Raw genomic sequence first — 15,161 nt, 5'->3', positions numbered from 1 at the left:
CGCCGCCTCACCAGGGCTTCTCCGTGTGCAGTTCGCTATGTCTCTGCTTGGATCTCCCGGTCTCGCGAACCAGCCGAGATGACGATCCCAGTCACTGTTTGATGTCCCGCCCGACTCCGTGACCGAGTCGAACGGTAGAGCTCCCTAGTCGATGCCAGGATCCGGGTCGGGAGCGAACCCGGGCTGACAGAGACGCTATCGCTGATCAGGCAGCGAGGGCGTACTCGCGCTGAGTGGACTCGGCGCTTAATTGGTTGCAATGACGCTTACGGTGGTCTCTTGCCTGCACCGACACGCTTCCCCTGGTTGAACGTACGCAGTCGAAACCGTTCAGCCCCGTACGTACCTGCGACTCTCGCAGGACTACCCACTGTAACGTCCGATCCGGGTGCTGTCATTCCCATTTTCCGGCGCGTGCACATGACGCGTCTCACATCGGGCGGGAAGCCGGGGTGGACGCAGCGTCGGTCGCCCCCGGCTCCCCGCCGGCCTCGACCACATGGGTACGGATTCGGCAATGGTGTTTGCTGTACCGGCAATCAGGCGGCATGCTGGTCACATGGATCTCACCGCGCGCCTGGCCGCGATCGGACCGCGCCTGAAAGCCCTGCGTCAGGACCGGGACATCACATTGCAGGATCTGTCCGAGGACACCGGCATCTCGGTGAGCACCCTGTCCCGGCTCGAATCGGGACTCAGACGAGCAACGCTGGACCTGCTGCTCCCCGTCGCCGCGGCCTACCGCGTCACACTCGACGAACTGGTCGGACCGGAGATCGGGGATCCGCGCGTGACAGCGCGGCCGCGGACCGTCGGATCGCAGACGATCATCCCGCTGACCCGTCAACCCGGGAATCTGCAGGCCTACAAGATGATCCTCGCGCCCGACACGGCACTCCCCGAGCCGCGCAGCCACGAGGGTTTCGAGTGGTTCTACGTGCTCTCGGGTCGCCTGCGGCTGATCCTCGGCGACCGGGAGCTCACCATGACGGCCGGGGAGGCCGCCGAGTTCGACACCCGCATCCCACACTGGATGGGGCCGGCCGACGACCGGCCCGTCGAACTGCTCACCCTGTTCGGCAAGCAGGGCGAACGCATCCATCTGCGTGCCAGCAGCCGCGGCGCGGGCTCGCAGCGGAGTTAGCTCGCAGCGACGTCAGGCCGCGACGGTGATCATCGCGACCGCCGCGACGGCCAGCACCATGCCGATCCGCCGGTCGGAGCCGACGTGCTCGCCGAGCACCGTCGTGGCAAGCAGCACCGTCGCGGCAGGATAGAGCGCGCCGATCACGCTGACCAGCGACAGCATGCCGTGCTGGAACGCGAACATGAGCGCGGCGTTGGCGACGACGTCGAGTACCGCCACCCCGGCGATGAACGGCCACAGCTGCCGGGGCGGACGCACGAGCATCCCGGTCCCCAATGCGACCGCGCCGACCACGAGCGAGGCCGTCAGCCGCGACGCCGCCAGCGGCCACAGCCCGGTTCCGTCCGGCACCTTGTGCATCGCCACGAACATCAACGCGAAGGCGACACCGGACGCGACCGTCAGCCACGCCACCCGGGCGGTGAACCGCGGGTGCCCGCCCCCCGCCACGTTTTCATCGGATTCGCGGCTGACCAGCACCACGGCGATCAGCGCCAGCGCGATCCCGACGTAGGCGAGCGGTCCGGGCCGCTCCCCCAGCGCGAACCCGACGAGCACCGGGATACCGGCGACGAGCAGGGCGGTCACCGGTGACACCACGGACATCGGACCCTCGGCGAGAGCCTGGTAGAACCACCAGATCGCGACGCCACCGGCGACCCCGGCGGCCGCACCCCACGCCAGGGACGACCCGGTGATCTGCCCGCCTGCCAGCGGTGCGACGGCGAGCACGAGCAGCAGCGACAGCGGATACGACGCGATCACGAATCGGAGCGCCGCGACGCGACGGGACGCCACCCCTCCGACGAAGTCGCTGACGCCGTAGCCGACCGCGGCGACCAGCGCGAGGACGACTGCGGTCAGCGGCTCATGCCCTTCACCCGCCGGCCCAGTTCCCGGGTGACTTCGCGTTCGGCGGTGCGGCGCGCGATGTCCTGGCGCTTGTCGTAGTCCTGCTTGCCCTTCGCGAGCGCCAGTTCCACCTTGACCTTGCCGTCGGAGAAATACATCGACAGCGGGACCAGCGTCTGGTTGCCCTCACGGGACTTGCCGACGAGCGCGTCGATCTCCCGGCGATGCAGCAGCAACTTGCGGGTGCGTCGCGGCGAGTGGTTGGTCCACGTGCCGTGGCCGTACTCGGGTATGTGCAGTCCGCGCAGCCAGACCTCGCCGTCGTCGACGGTCGCGAACGCGTCGACGAGCGACGCCTTGCTCTCGCGCAGGCTCTTGACCTCGGTGCCGACGAGGGCGATGCCGGCCTCGTAGGTGTCGAGGATGGTGTAGTTGTGGCGTGCCTTGCGGTTGGTCGCGATGACCTTCCGGCCCTTCTCCTTCACGTGCAGGCCTTTCCGGTCCACGATCGATCGAACAGAACACTGTCCAGCATAGGAACTCCGGCAAACCGTTATTCGCGCACGTACAGGCGCAGCGTGGCGTACGCGGTGATCGCGGCCATTCCGACACCGACGATGACGAGGATCGGCGAGACCAGCAGCACGTCGCTGGTGGTGATGCGGGCGACGATGTTCGCGTCGTACACGTCGGCGAGCACGTCGTCGATGAACGCGCTCTTCGCGGTGAACAGCGCCGCGATCGCCAGGGCCGCGCCGATCACCGCGGCGACGACCGCCTCGAGCAGGAACGGCAGCTGGGTATACCAGCGGGTCGCGCCGACCAGGCGCATGATGCCGACCTCGGTGCGGCGGGTGAAGGCCGCGATCTGCACCATGTTGGCGATGAGCAGGATCGCGGCGACGGCCTGCACGACCGCGATCGCGAACGCCGCGTTGCGGACCCCGGACAGCACGCTGAACAGCCGCTCGACCAGATCCTTCTGGTTCAGCACGCTCTCCACACCCGGCCGGGAGCCGAACTCGTCCTGGATGACCCCGAACCGGTCCGGGTCCGACAGCTTGACCTTGAACGACGCAGGGAAGCTGTCGGCGCTCACCAGTTCGGCGAGCTCCGGCTGGTCCTTGAAGACACGTTCGGTCGCGTCGGCAACGGCGTCCTCACGGTTGAGGTACTGCACCGACACCACCGACGGCGTGTTCTCGAGGTCGGCACGCAGGGTGCGGCAGATGTCCTGCTCGCAGTCGGGATCGAGCGTCGAGATGTCGTCGGTGAGGAACAACTGCACTTCCACCCGGTCGAGGAAGATGCGCTGGGTCTTGTCCGCCATCTGGACGACGAGCAGACCGGCACCGAACAGGCCGAGGGAGATCGCGGTGGTCAGGATCATCGCGATGGTCATGGTGAGGTTGCGGCGCAGGCCGGTGACGACCTCGCTGAACAGGAAGCTTGCTCGCATCGGGTGGGAAGTCCTTCGGTTGCCGGGCGGTCGAGAGCTGGGGGCCGGTGCCGGCTAGCGGCCGACGCCGTACACGCCGCGCGCTTCGTCGCGGACCACCCGGCCGAGGTCGAGTTCGACGACGCGCCGGCGCATGGAGTCGACGATGTGGTGGTCGTGGGTGGCCATGAGGACCGTGGTGCCGGTGCGGTTGATCCGTTCGAGCAGCATCATGATGTCCTGGCTGGTCTCGGGATCCAGGTTGCCGGTCGGCTCGTCGGCCATGAGTACCAGCGGCCGGTTCACGAAGGCCCGTGCGATCGCGACGCGCTGTTGCTCGCCGCCGGACAGTTCCCCGGGCAGCCGGTCCGCCTTGCCGGACAGTCCGACGAGGTCGAGCACCTCGGGCACCGTACGTTCGATGATCGCGCGTGGTTTGCCGATCACCTCGAGCGCGAAGGCGACGTTCTCGGCGACCGTCTTCTGCTGCAACAGCCGGAAGTCCTGGAAGACGCAGCCGAGGGATTGCCGCAGCTTCGGCACACGCCGCCCGGAGAGCTTGTTGACGTGGAAGTCGGCGACGTGGACATCGCCCCCTGTCGGGGTCTCCTCACGCAGCAGCAGCCGCAGGAACGTCGACTTGCCGGAGCCCGACGGTCCGATGAGGAACACGAATTCGCCCTTGCCGATCTCGACACTGACGTTGTCCAGAGCGGGCCGGGTGGACGTCTTGTACGACTTGGACACATTCTCCAGGCGGATCACGACGCCATGCTAGCGGTTCGTTACCCGACAGTGACCTATTGGCCGGGAGCGTCGGTGCCTCCGGTGCCGTCACCGCCGTTCCCGCCCTCGAGCCCCGGGATACCGGGGATCTCCGGCAGACGGAACAGCGGTGTCTGCGTCGTCGTGGGCGCGGTGGTGGTGACCGGCGGTGCCGTCGTCGTCGGTATCGAGGTCGGGGTGCCCGCGGTGGTCGGCGCCGTGGTGCCCGTGGTTTCGGGCACCGTGCTCGGCGCGGTCGTCGGGTCGGCGGGCGGCACGTACGGCACATAGGGGGTATCGGAGATCACGACCGCCCCCTGCGGCGCCGGCGTCTGCTCGTCGTCCTGGTTGAGGTAGAGGTAGAGCATCCACAGGCCGAACCAGGCGACGCACATCGCCACCGTGGTGGTGCGGAGCCTGCCGCCGAAGAGCCGGTTCGGGATCTTGAACCGCTTGCGTGCCGCCACGACCGGGGTCTCGCCGGTGTTGCCGTCGTTCATGCGTCCACCCCTGCTCGGTCGACGACGGAGACGGTGTCGAGTTGCGGGGTGACGGTGATGCCCTTCCGTCGCAGTGCGGCCGCGATGCGCGCACGCAGCGCACGGCCGACCTGGAACTGCTTGCCGGGCAGCGTGCGGGCCACCACCCGGATGCTGACCTGGTCGACCTCGAGGCTCTCGACACCCATCACACTCGGTTCGTCGAGCAGCAGTTCGCGCAACTTCGAGTCCTTGTAGGCGGCGACACCGACGTCGTGCAGGATCTCGTTGACCTCCGAGATGTCGGCGGAGACGGGCACCGGCACGTCGATGACCGCGCGCGCCCAGTCCTTCGACAGGTTGATCGCCTTGTTGATCTGGCCGTTGGGCACGATGATGACCTCACCGGCCGAGTTGCGCAGACGGGTGACCCGCAACGTGACGTTCTCGATGGTGCCGACCGCATCCTGTGACGAGCCCGTGACCGAGATCTGCACGGTGTCGCCGAAACCGTACTGGCGTTCGGTGATGATGAAGAACCCTGCGAGGATGTCCTGCACGATGCGCTGCGCACCGAAACCGAGCGCGGCACCGAGAACGGTCGCCGGCGCGACGAGGCTGCCGATCGGCAGCTGCAGGTAGTCGAAGACCTTCAGGGTCGCCACGATGTAGATGAACGTGATGACCACCCAGCGCACGACCTGCGCCACCGAATGCCGATGCTTCGATGCCTCCGAGCGGACCAGGTCGTCGGACTCCTGGTATTTCTCGTCGATGTTCCGGGTGATCCGATTCCCCACCCAGCTGACGAACCGGGCGATGATGACGGCGCCGAGCACCGTCAGTGCGATGAGCAGACCGTTGCTGGTCAGCCAATCGAGCAGAGTTCTACCGGGAAACAGAGGTCATCCTCCCTGGGGTCTATCGGTCACCGGATCGAGCGGTCACTGGTTCTGGTTCTCGCGCATGCGCCAGCGGATGCCCTCTTCGAGGAATCCGTCGATCTCGCCGTCGAGGACCGAGGACGGGTTGTTGACCTCGTACTCGGTGCGCAGGTCCTTGACCATCTGGTACGGGTGCAGCACGTAGGAACGCATCTGGTTGCCCCACGAGCTGCCGCCGTCGCCCTTGAGGGCGTCCATCTCGGCCCGCTCCTCCTGGCGCTTGCGTTCGAGCAGCTTGGCCTGCAGCACGCGCATCGCCGACACCTTGTTCTGCAGCTGCGACTTCTCGTTCTGACAGGTCACGACGATACCGGTGGGGATGTGCGTGAGGCGTACGGCGGAGTCGGTGGTGTTGACCGACTGGCCACCGGGACCCGACGAGCGGTACACGTCGACGCGCACGTCGTTCTCGTCGATGTCGATGTGGTCGGTGGTCTCGACCACGGGCAGCACCTCGACCTCGGCGAACGAGGTCTGGCGGCGGCCCTGGTTGTCGAACGGGCTGATGCGCACGAGGCGGTGGGTGCCCATCTCGACGGACAACGTGCCGTATGTGTAGGGCGCCTTGATCGCGAAGGTCGCCGACTTGATGCCGGCCTCTTCCGCGTAGGACGTGTCGTAGACCTCGACGCCGTAGCCGTGCTTGTCGGCCCAGCGGATGTACATGCGCATGAGCATCTCGGCCCAGTCGGCGGCGTCGACGCCACCGGCCCCCGCGCGGATGTTGACGAGTGCATCGCGCTGGTCGTACTCGCCCGACAGCAGCGTGCGCACTTCCATCGCCTCGATGTCGGTTCGCAGGGACGCGCGCTCGGCGTCCGCGTCGGCGAGTGCAGCGGCACGGTCGTCGCCTTCCTCGCCCTCGGCGAGTTCGTAGAGCACCGGCAGGTCGTCGAGCCGTGAGCGCAGTTCCTCGACCCGGCGCAGTTCGCCCTGCGCGTGCGAGAGCTGGCTGGTGACCCGCTGCGCGTGTTCCTGGTCGTTCCACAGCTCCGGGTCGGCCGCCTGGTGCTCGAGCTCGTCGATTCGACGTCGCAGCTCCTCCACGTCGAGGACCGTCTCCACGGTCTCGAGGGTGGTCGCGAGCTCGGCCAGGTCTGCGGAAACATCGGGATGCACGATTGCCAAGGTTACCGGCTAGCGTTCTGTGCATGACCACCGACTTCACCGCCGACCTGGACCTCGCCCTGCGTATCGCCGACGAGGCGGACGCCGTCACCCGCGATCGCTTCGGCGCGCTGGATCTGAAGGTGAGCGACAAGCCGGATCTGACCCCGGTGTCCGATGCGGATCTTGCGGTCGAACGGCTGGTCCGCGACGTCCTGGGGTCCGAGCGGCCTGCGGACGCGGTGCTCGGCGAAGAGTTCGGCGGCGACGCCGTGTTCGAGGGCCGCCAGTGGGTGGTGGACCCCATCGACGGAACGAAGAACTTCGTGCGGGGCGTACCGGTGTGGGCGAGCCTGATCGCACTGCTCGACGACGGCGTGCCGGTGGTCGGCGTGGTGAGCGCCCCGGCACTGAACCGCCGGTGGTGGGCGGTGGCCGGGCAGGGCGCGTGGACGTCCTTCGCCGGCGCCGCGCCGCGTCGGATCGGGGTCTCGGGGGTCGCGCAGACGGCGTCGGCGTCGCTGAGCTTCTCGAGCCTGTCGGGCTGGCGCGACCGCGGGCTGCGCGAGGAGTTCGTCGCCCTGACCGACGACGTGTGGCGGGTCCGCGCGTACGGCGACTTCTTCTCGTACTGCCTGCTCGCGGAGGGCGCGCTGGACATCGCGCTCGAGCCGGAGGTGTCGCTGTGGGATCTGGCGGCACTCGATGTGCTGGTCCGCGAGGCGGGGGGTCGTTTCACCAGCGTCGAAGGGGTGGACGGTCCGCACGGCGGTAGCGCCGTCGCGACCAATTCGGCGCTGCACGACGACGTGCTCGCGAGGCTGCGCCCGGCTCGCTGATCTGCGTCGGGGACGCACCTGGACTCTTTCTTACTCCGGAGTAGACACTCAACTTACTCCGGAGTAAGGTTCGTGGGGTCCGATCCCCTCGAGAGACTTCTGGTGATCATGAGCAAGCAAGACAGTGTGGCCCGGAACGCCCGACGCGATACGTCTGCGGTCGGCCTGAACCCGATCAAGCGGGACGCCATGGGCGCCGCGATGCGCGTGCTCTCGCGGATCACCGGTTCGGAACTGGCAGATCGCTACAACTTCCGCCAGGCCATCGACCGGGCCACGTACCAGTCCACGAAGACCGGCTTCAAGACCCTCGGCGCCGCGACACGCGCGTTCAAGCAGGTTTCCGGTGGCGGCACGCCGCAGCGCCTCGACACCCCGAAGAACACCGACTTCTTCGACCTGACCCCCACCGACGATCAGCAGATGATCGCCGAGACCGTCCGCGAATTCGCCGCCGAGATCCTCCGGCCGGCCGCACACGACGCCGACGCAGCGGCCGCCGCACCCGCCGACCTGCTCGCACGCGCCGCCGAACTCGGCATCACCCTCGTCAACGTTCCCGAGGCCTTCGAGGGCGCCGCCACCGAGCGCGGCACCGTCACCAACGCACTCGTCGCCGAAGCCCTCGCGCACGGCGACATGGGCCTGGCCCTGCCGATCCTCGCGCCCAGCGGCGTCGCCGTCGCGCTCACCCAGTGGGGCAGCGACGAGCAGCAGAAGACCTACCTGCCCGCGTTCGCGAGCGACGACGTGCCGCAGGCCTCCGTAGTCATCGCAGAACCGCGCGCCCTGTTCGATCCGTTCGCGCTGGAGACCAAGGCGGTGCGCTCCCCCAGCGGCTACCGGCTCAACGGCGTCAAGGCCCTCGTGCCGGCCGCGGGCAGCGCCGAGCTGTTCGTCGTCGCCGCCGAACTCGACGGCCGCCCGGCGCTGTTCATCGTCGAGGCCAAGGGCAAGGGCGTCGTCGTCGAAGCCGACCCCAGCATGGGTCTGCGCGCGGCGGGCCTGGGCCGTCTGCACCTGACCCATGTCGCGGTGCCGCAGTCGGCGCTGCTCGGGTCGGACGGCACCGACGCGCTCGACCCCGCTGCCGCCGACGTGCGCGCCGAGCAGTACGCCGATGCGGTTCGTCTCGCACGCCTGGGCTGGGCGTCGCTCGCGATGGGTACCGGTCAGGCCGTGCTCGACTACGTGATCCCGTACGTCAACGAACGCGAGGCGTTCGGCGAGCCGATCAGCCACCGGCAGGCCGTGGCGTTCATGGTCGCCAACATCAAGATCGAACTCGACGGCATCCGCCTCGTCACCCTGCGCGGCGCGGCCCGCGCGGAACAGGGCCTGTCGTTCGGCCGCGAGGCGGCGCTGGCGCGCAAGCTCGCCACCGACAAGGGCATGCAGATCGGCCTCGACGGCGTGCAGCTGCTCGGTGGCCACGGTTTCACCAAGGAACATCCCGTCGAGCGCTGGTACCGCGACCTGCGTGCCGTCGGCGTCGCCGAGGGCATCGTCCTCATCTGAGCGGTCCGACCCGAACAAGGAACCTGTAGATGATCAATCTCGAACTTCCCAAGAAGCTCAAGGCCTCCGCCAATCAGGCTCACCAGGTCGCCGCGCAGATCTTCCGCCCGGTCTCCCGCAAGTACGATCTGGCCGAGCACGTGTACCCCGTCGAGCTCGACACGATGGCCGCGATGGTCGAGGGCCTCAACGACTCCGGGCAGGGCGCCGCCGGTGCGGCGCTCGGCCGCGACGACAAGGCAAAGAAGCCGGCCGACGGAAACGCCAACGGCGGCAACATGGCCGGGCTGCTCAACGTCATCGAAACCTGCTGGGGCGATGTCGGCCTGACCCTGTCCATCCCATACCAGGGCCTGGGCAACTCGGCGATCGCCGCGGTCGCCACCGACGAGCAGCTCGAGCGGTTCGGCAAGGTGTGGGCGTCCATGGCGATCACCGAACCGAGTTTCGGGTCCGACTCGGCGGCGGTGACCGCCACCGCCGTCCTCGACGGCGACGAGTGGGTCCTCAACGGCGAGAAGATCTTCGTCACCGCCGGTGAACGTTCGACGCACATCGTCGTGTGGGCCAGCGTCGACAAGTCCAAGGGCCGCGCCGCGATCAAGTCGTTCGTGGTGCCGCGCGAGGCCCCGGGCCTGAGCGTCGCCCGGCTCGAACACAAGCTCGGCATCAAGGCGTCCGATACCGCGGTGCTGCTGCTGCAGGACTGCCGCATCCCCAAGGACAACATCCTCGGCTCTCCCGAGGTGAACGTCGAGCAGGGGTTCGCGGGCGTCATGCAGACCTTCGACAACACCCGCCCCATCGTCGCCGGCATGGCGATCGGTCTCGGACGGGCCGTGCTCGAGGAGCTGCGCGCGATCCTGTCCGAGGCCGGCGTCGAGGTGTCCTACGACATTCCGGCGAACAACCAGCATGCCGCGGCCGCCGAATTCCTTGCGCTCGAGGCGGATTGGGAAGCAGCGTACCTGCTGGCGCTACGCGCCACCTGGATGGCCGACAACAAGAAGCCGAACTCACTCGAGGCGTCCATCTCGAAGGCGAAGGCAGGCCGGACCGGAACCGCGGTGTCGCTCAAGGCGGTCGAGCTCGCCGGCACCTACGGTTATTCGGAGCGTCCGCTGCTCGAGAAGTGGGCGCGCGACTCGAAGATCCTCGACATCTTCGAGGGCACCCAGCAGATCCAGCAGCTCATCGTGGCACGACGCCTGCTCGGCAAGTCGTCGTCCGAGCTGAAGTAGACTTCCTCACCGGAAAAGACTGCGCCCCAGGGGAACCCCGGCCCGGACCGCTTCTGCGGTCCGGGCCGGTCCCGTTCTGTCGCGGCCGTGCTCCCGAAACCGCGGCCACCAGCGCCAGGACCGTCACCGCCCAGGTGTCGGCACCGAGACCCAGCGGGTCGACGCCGTCGGCCTGCAACGCCGCCGCGACGTTCGCCACCGTCGCGACCGCAACCCACCCCAGATAGACGAACATGGCGCCGTCCACCAGCACCGCCTCCGGCCGGGATCCGGGCCGGGTTGCGCAGAGCAGCACGAAGATCCGTGCGAGGACGGCGAGCAGCACCACGATCGCCACGACGCTGACCCACCAGATCGAACTGCACCGCCAGGATCCACGTCGCGTTCAGCAGCATCGACGCCGCGATCCACCATCCCGCCTGCCGCTGCCGCGCGTTCGCGCGGTGCCCCGGCAGCGCCTGCCACACCGCGAGTCCGATCAGCCCGAGGTAGATGAGCGTCCAGATCGAGAAGGCCGCGCCACCGGGCGCAACGGCCGTCGCGTCGGACGACAACGCTCCCCCGGCCGCTTCCGACACGGGGGTTCCGGCACCCGCGCCCGAGCCGAGGAACGAGCACACCACCACTGCCCCGATCCGATCGTGTCGGGCGTCGAGCTAGTGGAATCGGGGGGGCGTCGTGGCATCCGAGATGCCCGTTCTCCGCATCCACGAAACCAGCGACGAGCTCGGAGCAGCATCAGACCCGCGGCGCGAGCTCGGCGACCAGGTCGCCCCGATCCCCGATCACCACGTCGGACAGGCCCAGCCACGTCGCCATCTCCCGCAGTTCGACGGCGAGGGATTCGGCGACCTCTCCCACGTCGCGGCCGGGTTCGACGAACGCGCCCGGCACCCGGAGGGCATCGGCGGCGCGGTCCGCTTTCAGATCCACCCGGGCGGTCAGCTCACCGTCCTGCAGAAACGGGAAGACGTAGTACCCGTGCACGCGCTTGTGCGCGGGCGTGTAGATCTCGATGCGGTACCGGAACCCGAAGAGCCGCTCGGTGCGCGGCCGGCAGAAGACGAGCGGATCGAACGGACACAGTAGGGCAGTGCCGTGCGCGCGTCGCGGGATCCGGGCGCCCGCATACAGGTAGGCGGGATCGGACCAGCCGCGGACGGCGGCCGCGACGAGCGCGCCGTCGTCGACGAGATCCGACAGGGCCGCCGCGGTCTGCTCGGCCGAGAGCCGGTAGTAGTCCCGGAGGTCGGCCGCGGTGGCCACGCCGAGCGAGCGGGCCGATCGCCGCACGAGTTCACGGACCGCGTCGCGCTCGTCGATCTCCGCGCCGATCACCGAGCCGGGAAGAACCCGTTCCGCGAGGTCGTAGTGCCGCATGAAACCGACCCGCCGGTCGACGGACAACGCGCCGGACGCGAAGAGCTGCTCACAGATCACCTTCGTGTCGGTGCGTCCCCACCACGGGCCACCTCGGCCCTGCGGCGTGATCCGCAAGTGGCGCTCGATGTCCCCCGCGGTCGCGGCGCCCACCTCGGTGACGACGTCGAGAACGTCCCGGCCGAGCGTCGGATTGCGTTCCATCACACGCCGCTCCCCCGACCACCGGCCGTGGGAGTAGCGGGTCATGCGCCACCGCAGCAGCGGCCAGTCCTCGACCGGGATCAGCGCGGCCTCGTGCGCCCAGTATTCGACGAGTGCCCGCGGTGCGCGGCCGGTGTCCTGCCAGGCCGCCGCGTCGAGAAGGTCGCGGTCGTAGCTGCCGATCCTGCTGAACACCGGCATGTAGTGCGCGCGGACCGCGACCGAAACCGAGTCGAGCTGCAGCAGCGAGGTGCGCTGCACCGCCCGCAGGACGTGACGACGGGTGACGCGCCCGGACGGGCGGCGGTCGGCGAAACCCTGGGCAGCGAGGGCGACACGTCGGGCCGCGTCGGCGGTCAACTCCAGCACGCGTCCACTGTGCCATCGCTCCCCGACATCGCCTCGCGACCGGTCGACCGCCTCGCCCCTCGAATTCGGACAATCCGCATGATGTGATACAGATCACCACTATGGTGATTCATCATCGGTGATCCCCTGGAGGCTGCATGTTCGCCAACGATCTCGCCCGCAAGGTAGCGGACACCGTCGGCTCCATCCGGGTGATGCAACGAGCCGGCCTTCTTCCGTTTCCGCGCCTCGACCACGGCGTCGCAGCGCTCGTGGCGGCGAGGAAATACGGACCGTTCGCGGGGACGGTACATGCGGACGCCGCCCGAGGACTCGACGCCGTCGCCATCGTCGACGAACGCGGCGAAGTGAGCTACCGAGAGCTCGAAGACATGTCGAACGCGCTCGTGCGCGCGTGGCAATCCGACGGAATCGAACCCGGAACGACGATGGGCGTGATGGCCCGCAACCACCGCGGCCTGGTGCTGACGATGATCGCCTCGGCGAAGCTCGGCACGAAACTGGTGATGCTCAACACCGGGCTCGCTGCGCGCCAGTTCGCGGACATCGCCACGCGCGAGAACATCCGCACGTTCGTCTTCGACTCCGAGTTCACGGACGTCGCCGCGGCACTCCCGCCGGGCACACGCACCTACCTCTCGTGGCAGGACGACGCGGTCCCCGGCTCGCCGTCGATCGAGTCACTGCTCGCCGAATTCGATCGGTCTGCCATCCCGGCGCCGTCCGAACCCGGGAGTTTCGTACTCCTCACCAGCGGCACCACCGGAACCCCGAAGGGCGCACCCCGCGGCCGGACCTCCCCGCTCGCCTCGGCCCAGTTCCTCGACCGGGTACCGCTGCGCCGCGGCCAGAGGATGCTCATGGCGGCCCCGGCCTTCCACGGCACCGGCGTCTCCCAGATGGCGATGGCCCTGGCGCTCGGACAGACGGTGATCATGCCGCGTCGGTTCGATCCCCTCGAAACACTGCGGCTCATCGAAGGCGAACGCGCGAACGTGCTGGTGGTGGTCCCCACCATGCTGCAGCGCATCCTGGACCTCGGCGTGGGGAAGATCGACGAGTTCGACACCTCGAGCCTGCAGATCATCTTCGCCGCGGGGTCCGCCCTGTCCCCCGACCTGTGCCGGCGAACCCGCGAATCGTTCGGCGACGTGCTGCACAACCTGTACGGATCGACCGAGTGCGCGGTCGCGACGGTGGCGACCGCGGAGGATCTGCGCCGCGCGCCCGGCACCGCGGGTCGCCCACCGGTCGGGTGCCGGGTGGAACTGCTCGACGATGCAGGAAACGCCATCACCGAGCCGGGGGTATCCGGCCGGATCTTCGTCGCGAGCGGCCTGAGTTTCGAGGGATACACCGACGGGCGCGACAAGGAACGAATCCGAGGCCTGCTCTCCACCGGCGGCGTGGGCCACTGGGACGCCGACGGATATCTGTTCGTCGACGGCCGCGACGACGACATGATCGTCTCCGGTGGGGAGAACGTGTACCCGCTGGAGGTGGAGAATCTGCTCGTCGAACGCGACGACGTGCTCGACGCCGCGGTCGTGGGGGTCGAGGATCCGGAGTTCGGCGCCAGGCTCCGCGCCTTCGTGGTCGCGACGCCCGAAGCGACACGCGACGCCGACGACATCAGGGCGTTCGTCAAGGCGAACCTCGCGCGATACAAGGTGCCGCGCGATGTGGTGTTCCTGGACGAACTTCCCCGCAACACGACCGGAAAGCTGCTGCGTCGCGTCCTGATCGACATGGAGATCTGAGGGGTCGGGACATTCGGCGGCCTTCCGCCGCCGGCTCCGCCGGCGTTGTCCGAGCGAATGTATCCCTCGTCTCCTTCAATCGATCGAACGATACATTCGCTCGAAGCACAGGGAGGAACGGGACGAGGTGGACGACGGGGCAGGCAAAAGGAAAGGCCGGCATCCGAATTCGGATGCCGGCCTTCCGGTGGTAGCGGGGACAGGATTTGAACCTGCGACCTCTGGGTTATGAGCCCAGCGAGCTACCGAGCTGCTCCACCCCGCGTTGCAGAAACGAAGTTACACGAGCGTGTGAACAGAAGGCAAATCGCCTGCGCCGCCACCTCGAACGACGAGGATCTCCACTCGATCGGACCGGAAATCGGGTTCCGACGACACCGATCCACGTGACCGGAGACACATTTCGCCCATGATTCATTTCACATAACGGGTATGTAACAGAACGAGCAGAGTCCCGTGATTTTTGCACGGCGACCTGGGGAAACTCACCTTCGGTGTCTCAGAAGTTGGACAGGCGTCCGTCGAATCCGGTGGGGTGACCGCGGCGCGAGGGCTCTGTACGGTCGGTCCCGGCCCGAAACCACCGGGCCAACACCGGACTGCCGCTGCTGACACCCTGCCCCGCAGGATCCGGTGCCTACGAAACCTTCGAGGGGCAGGGACGCGGCCACGACACGCACCCGCTCCCGACCCGCACCGACACCGGTGCCGGACCAGGACGCCAGGCCCGCCGCCGTCAGCGAGCGCGGAGAGGATCCACCCGCATGACCACTCTGTTCAGCAAGCGCGGCCTCGGTATGGCCGTCGTCACCGGCGCCCTCGTCGCCGTCCCCCTCGGCATGGCCACCGGCACCGCCTCTGCCGCCACCCACAACTGGGACGGCGTCGCGCAGTGCGAGAGCGGCGGCAACTGGGCCATCAACACCGGCAACGGCTACTACGGCGGCCTGCAGTTCTCGCAGAGCACCTGGGCCGCGAACGGCGGCACCGGAAGCCCCCACACCGCCTCGAAGGCGGAGCAGATCCGCGTCGCCGAGAACACCCTGCAGTCCCAGGGTCCCGGCGCCTGGCCGGTGTGCGGGCAGTACCTGACCACCGAGTCGGCCCCGGCCCCCGAG

Annotated in this window: 14 protein-coding genes, 1 tRNA gene, 1 other RNA gene and 1 pseudogene; 6 read left to right on the top strand and 11 right to left on the bottom strand. The window is 68.3% G+C overall.

The annotated features are described in order from the left end of the window. Positions 1-338, bottom strand: a transfer-messenger RNA (tmRNA) gene (ssrA, locus tag A8G15_RS24620); the annotation flags it as partial. A gap of 221 nt (positions 339-559) precedes the next feature. Here ssrA and A8G15_RS24615 point away from each other — a divergent pair. Further along, on the top strand, positions 560-1,144 hold the full coding sequence (locus A8G15_RS24615; RefSeq protein ID WP_068165604.1) for a helix-turn-helix domain-containing protein: 585 nt from the start codon (positions 560-562) through the stop codon (positions 1,142-1,144). Between the two features lie 12 nt (positions 1,145-1,156). Here A8G15_RS24615 and A8G15_RS24610 read toward each other — a convergent pair whose 3' ends face one another. The 7 genes from A8G15_RS24610 to prfB form a co-directional block, all read right to left on the bottom strand. Continuing rightward, positions 1,157-2,011 (bottom strand): DMT family transporter, encoded by an 855-nt coding sequence (locus A8G15_RS24610; protein WP_068165599.1) that lies wholly within the window; start codon positions 2,009-2,011, stop codon positions 1,157-1,159. Continuing rightward, positions 2,008-2,484: an SsrA-binding protein SmpB gene (smpB, locus tag A8G15_RS24605; RefSeq protein WP_068165616.1), complete on the bottom strand. Its 477-nt coding sequence runs from the start codon at positions 2,482-2,484 to the stop codon at positions 2,008-2,010. Before smpB ends, A8G15_RS24610 begins: the two co-directional genes overlap by 4 nt. A gap of 68 nt (positions 2,485-2,552) precedes the next feature. Then, entirely contained in the window at positions 2,553-3,458 is a 906-nt protein-coding gene (gene ftsX, locus A8G15_RS24600) for a permease-like cell division protein FtsX (RefSeq protein ID WP_068165598.1), read from the bottom strand. 54 nt (positions 3,459-3,512) lie between these two features. Continuing rightward, positions 3,513-4,202, bottom strand: a complete 690-nt coding sequence (gene ftsE, locus A8G15_RS24595; RefSeq protein WP_068165597.1) for a cell division ATP-binding protein FtsE — start codon at positions 4,200-4,202, stop codon at positions 3,513-3,515. 35 nt (positions 4,203-4,237) lie between these two features. After that, positions 4,238-4,702, bottom strand: a complete 465-nt coding sequence (locus A8G15_RS24590; RefSeq protein ID WP_245687984.1) for an Rv3103c transmembrane domain-containing protein — start codon at positions 4,700-4,702, stop codon at positions 4,238-4,240. Then, positions 4,699-5,583: a mechanosensitive ion channel family protein gene (locus A8G15_RS24585; protein WP_082900144.1), complete on the bottom strand. Its 885-nt coding sequence runs from the start codon at positions 5,581-5,583 to the stop codon at positions 4,699-4,701. The genes A8G15_RS24590 and A8G15_RS24585 overlap by 4 nt, the downstream gene beginning before the upstream one ends. Before the next feature lie 42 nt (positions 5,584-5,625). Further along, entirely contained in the window at positions 5,626-6,744 is a 1,119-nt protein-coding gene (gene prfB, locus A8G15_RS24580) for a peptide chain release factor 2 (protein WP_068165611.1), read from the bottom strand. Between the two features lie 32 nt (positions 6,745-6,776). Here prfB and hisN point away from each other — a divergent pair, with 32 nt between their 5' ends. The 3 genes from hisN (at position 6,777) to A8G15_RS24565 (ending at position 10,330) form a co-directional block, all read left to right on the top strand. Then, the gene (hisN, locus tag A8G15_RS24575) at positions 6,777-7,571 is read left to right on the top strand and encodes a histidinol-phosphatase (protein ID WP_068165595.1); all 795 of its coding nucleotides are present in this window, start codon (positions 6,777-6,779) and stop codon (positions 7,569-7,571) included. Positions 7,572-7,673: 102 nt separating this feature from the next. Further along, on the top strand, positions 7,674-9,089 hold the full coding sequence (locus A8G15_RS24570; RefSeq protein WP_068165609.1) for an acyl-CoA dehydrogenase family protein: 1,416 nt from the start codon (positions 7,674-7,676) through the stop codon (positions 9,087-9,089). A 29-nt stretch (positions 9,090-9,118) separates the two neighbouring features. Then, on the top strand, positions 9,119-10,330 hold the full coding sequence (locus A8G15_RS24565; protein WP_068165593.1) for an acyl-CoA dehydrogenase family protein: 1,212 nt from the start codon (positions 9,119-9,121) through the stop codon (positions 10,328-10,330). A 94-nt stretch (positions 10,331-10,424) separates the two neighbouring features. Here the strand turns inward: A8G15_RS24565 and A8G15_RS30150 are convergent. Both A8G15_RS30150 and A8G15_RS24555 read right to left on the bottom strand, forming a co-directional pair. Beyond that, positions 10,425-10,965 (bottom strand): annotated as a pseudogene (locus A8G15_RS30150) (tryptophan-rich sensory protein); the annotation flags it as partial. Positions 10,966-11,068: 103 nt separating this feature from the next. After that, complete coding sequence (locus A8G15_RS24555; protein ID WP_068165589.1) at positions 11,069-12,283, bottom strand: winged helix-turn-helix domain-containing protein; 1,215 nt, start codon at positions 12,281-12,283, stop codon at positions 11,069-11,071. 137 nt (positions 12,284-12,420) lie between these two features. Between A8G15_RS24555 and A8G15_RS24550 the strand changes: the two genes are divergently transcribed. After that, entirely contained in the window at positions 12,421-14,043 is a 1,623-nt protein-coding gene (locus A8G15_RS24550) for an acyl-CoA synthetase (RefSeq protein WP_068165587.1), read from the top strand. A 188-nt stretch (positions 14,044-14,231) separates the two neighbouring features. Here A8G15_RS24550 and A8G15_RS24545 read toward each other — a convergent pair. Continuing rightward, positions 14,232-14,308: transfer RNA gene (locus A8G15_RS24545), tRNA-Met, on the bottom strand. 499 nt (positions 14,309-14,807) lie between these two features. On the opposite strand from A8G15_RS24545, the gene A8G15_RS24540 reads away from it, so the two are divergent. Beyond that, the coding region (locus tag A8G15_RS24540; RefSeq protein ID WP_068165606.1) for a transglycosylase family protein at positions 14,808-15,161 on the top strand (354 nt) is incomplete at its 3' end.

Origin of the sequence: Rhodococcus phenolicus, assembly GCF_001646785.1 — a bacterium.
Lineage (GTDB): Bacteria > Actinomycetota > Actinomycetes > Mycobacteriales > Mycobacteriaceae > Rhodococcus > Rhodococcus phenolicus.
This window is presented reverse-complemented; position numbering and strand designations above follow the sequence as displayed.

Coding starts and splice junctions, on each gene's coding strand:
- A8G15_RS24565 (WP_068165593.1), top strand. CDS start 9,119: ATGATCAATCTCGAACTTCCCAAGAAGCTCAAGGCCTCCGCCAATCAG.
- hisN (WP_068165595.1), top strand. CDS start 6,777: ATGACCACCGACTTCACCGCCGACCTGGACCTCGCCCTGCGTATCGCC.
- A8G15_RS24615 (WP_068165604.1), top strand. CDS start 560: ATGGATCTCACCGCGCGCCTGGCCGCGATCGGACCGCGCCTGAAAGCC.
- A8G15_RS24550 (WP_068165587.1), top strand. CDS start 12,421: ATGTTCGCCAACGATCTCGCCCGCAAGGTAGCGGACACCGTCGGCTCC.
- ftsX (WP_068165598.1), bottom strand. CDS start 3,458: ATGCGAGCAAGCTTCCTGTTCAGCGAGGTCGTCACCGGCCTGCGCCGC.
- A8G15_RS24590 (WP_245687984.1), bottom strand. CDS start 4,702: ATGAACGACGGCAACACCGGCGAGACCCCGGTCGTGGCGGCACGCAAG.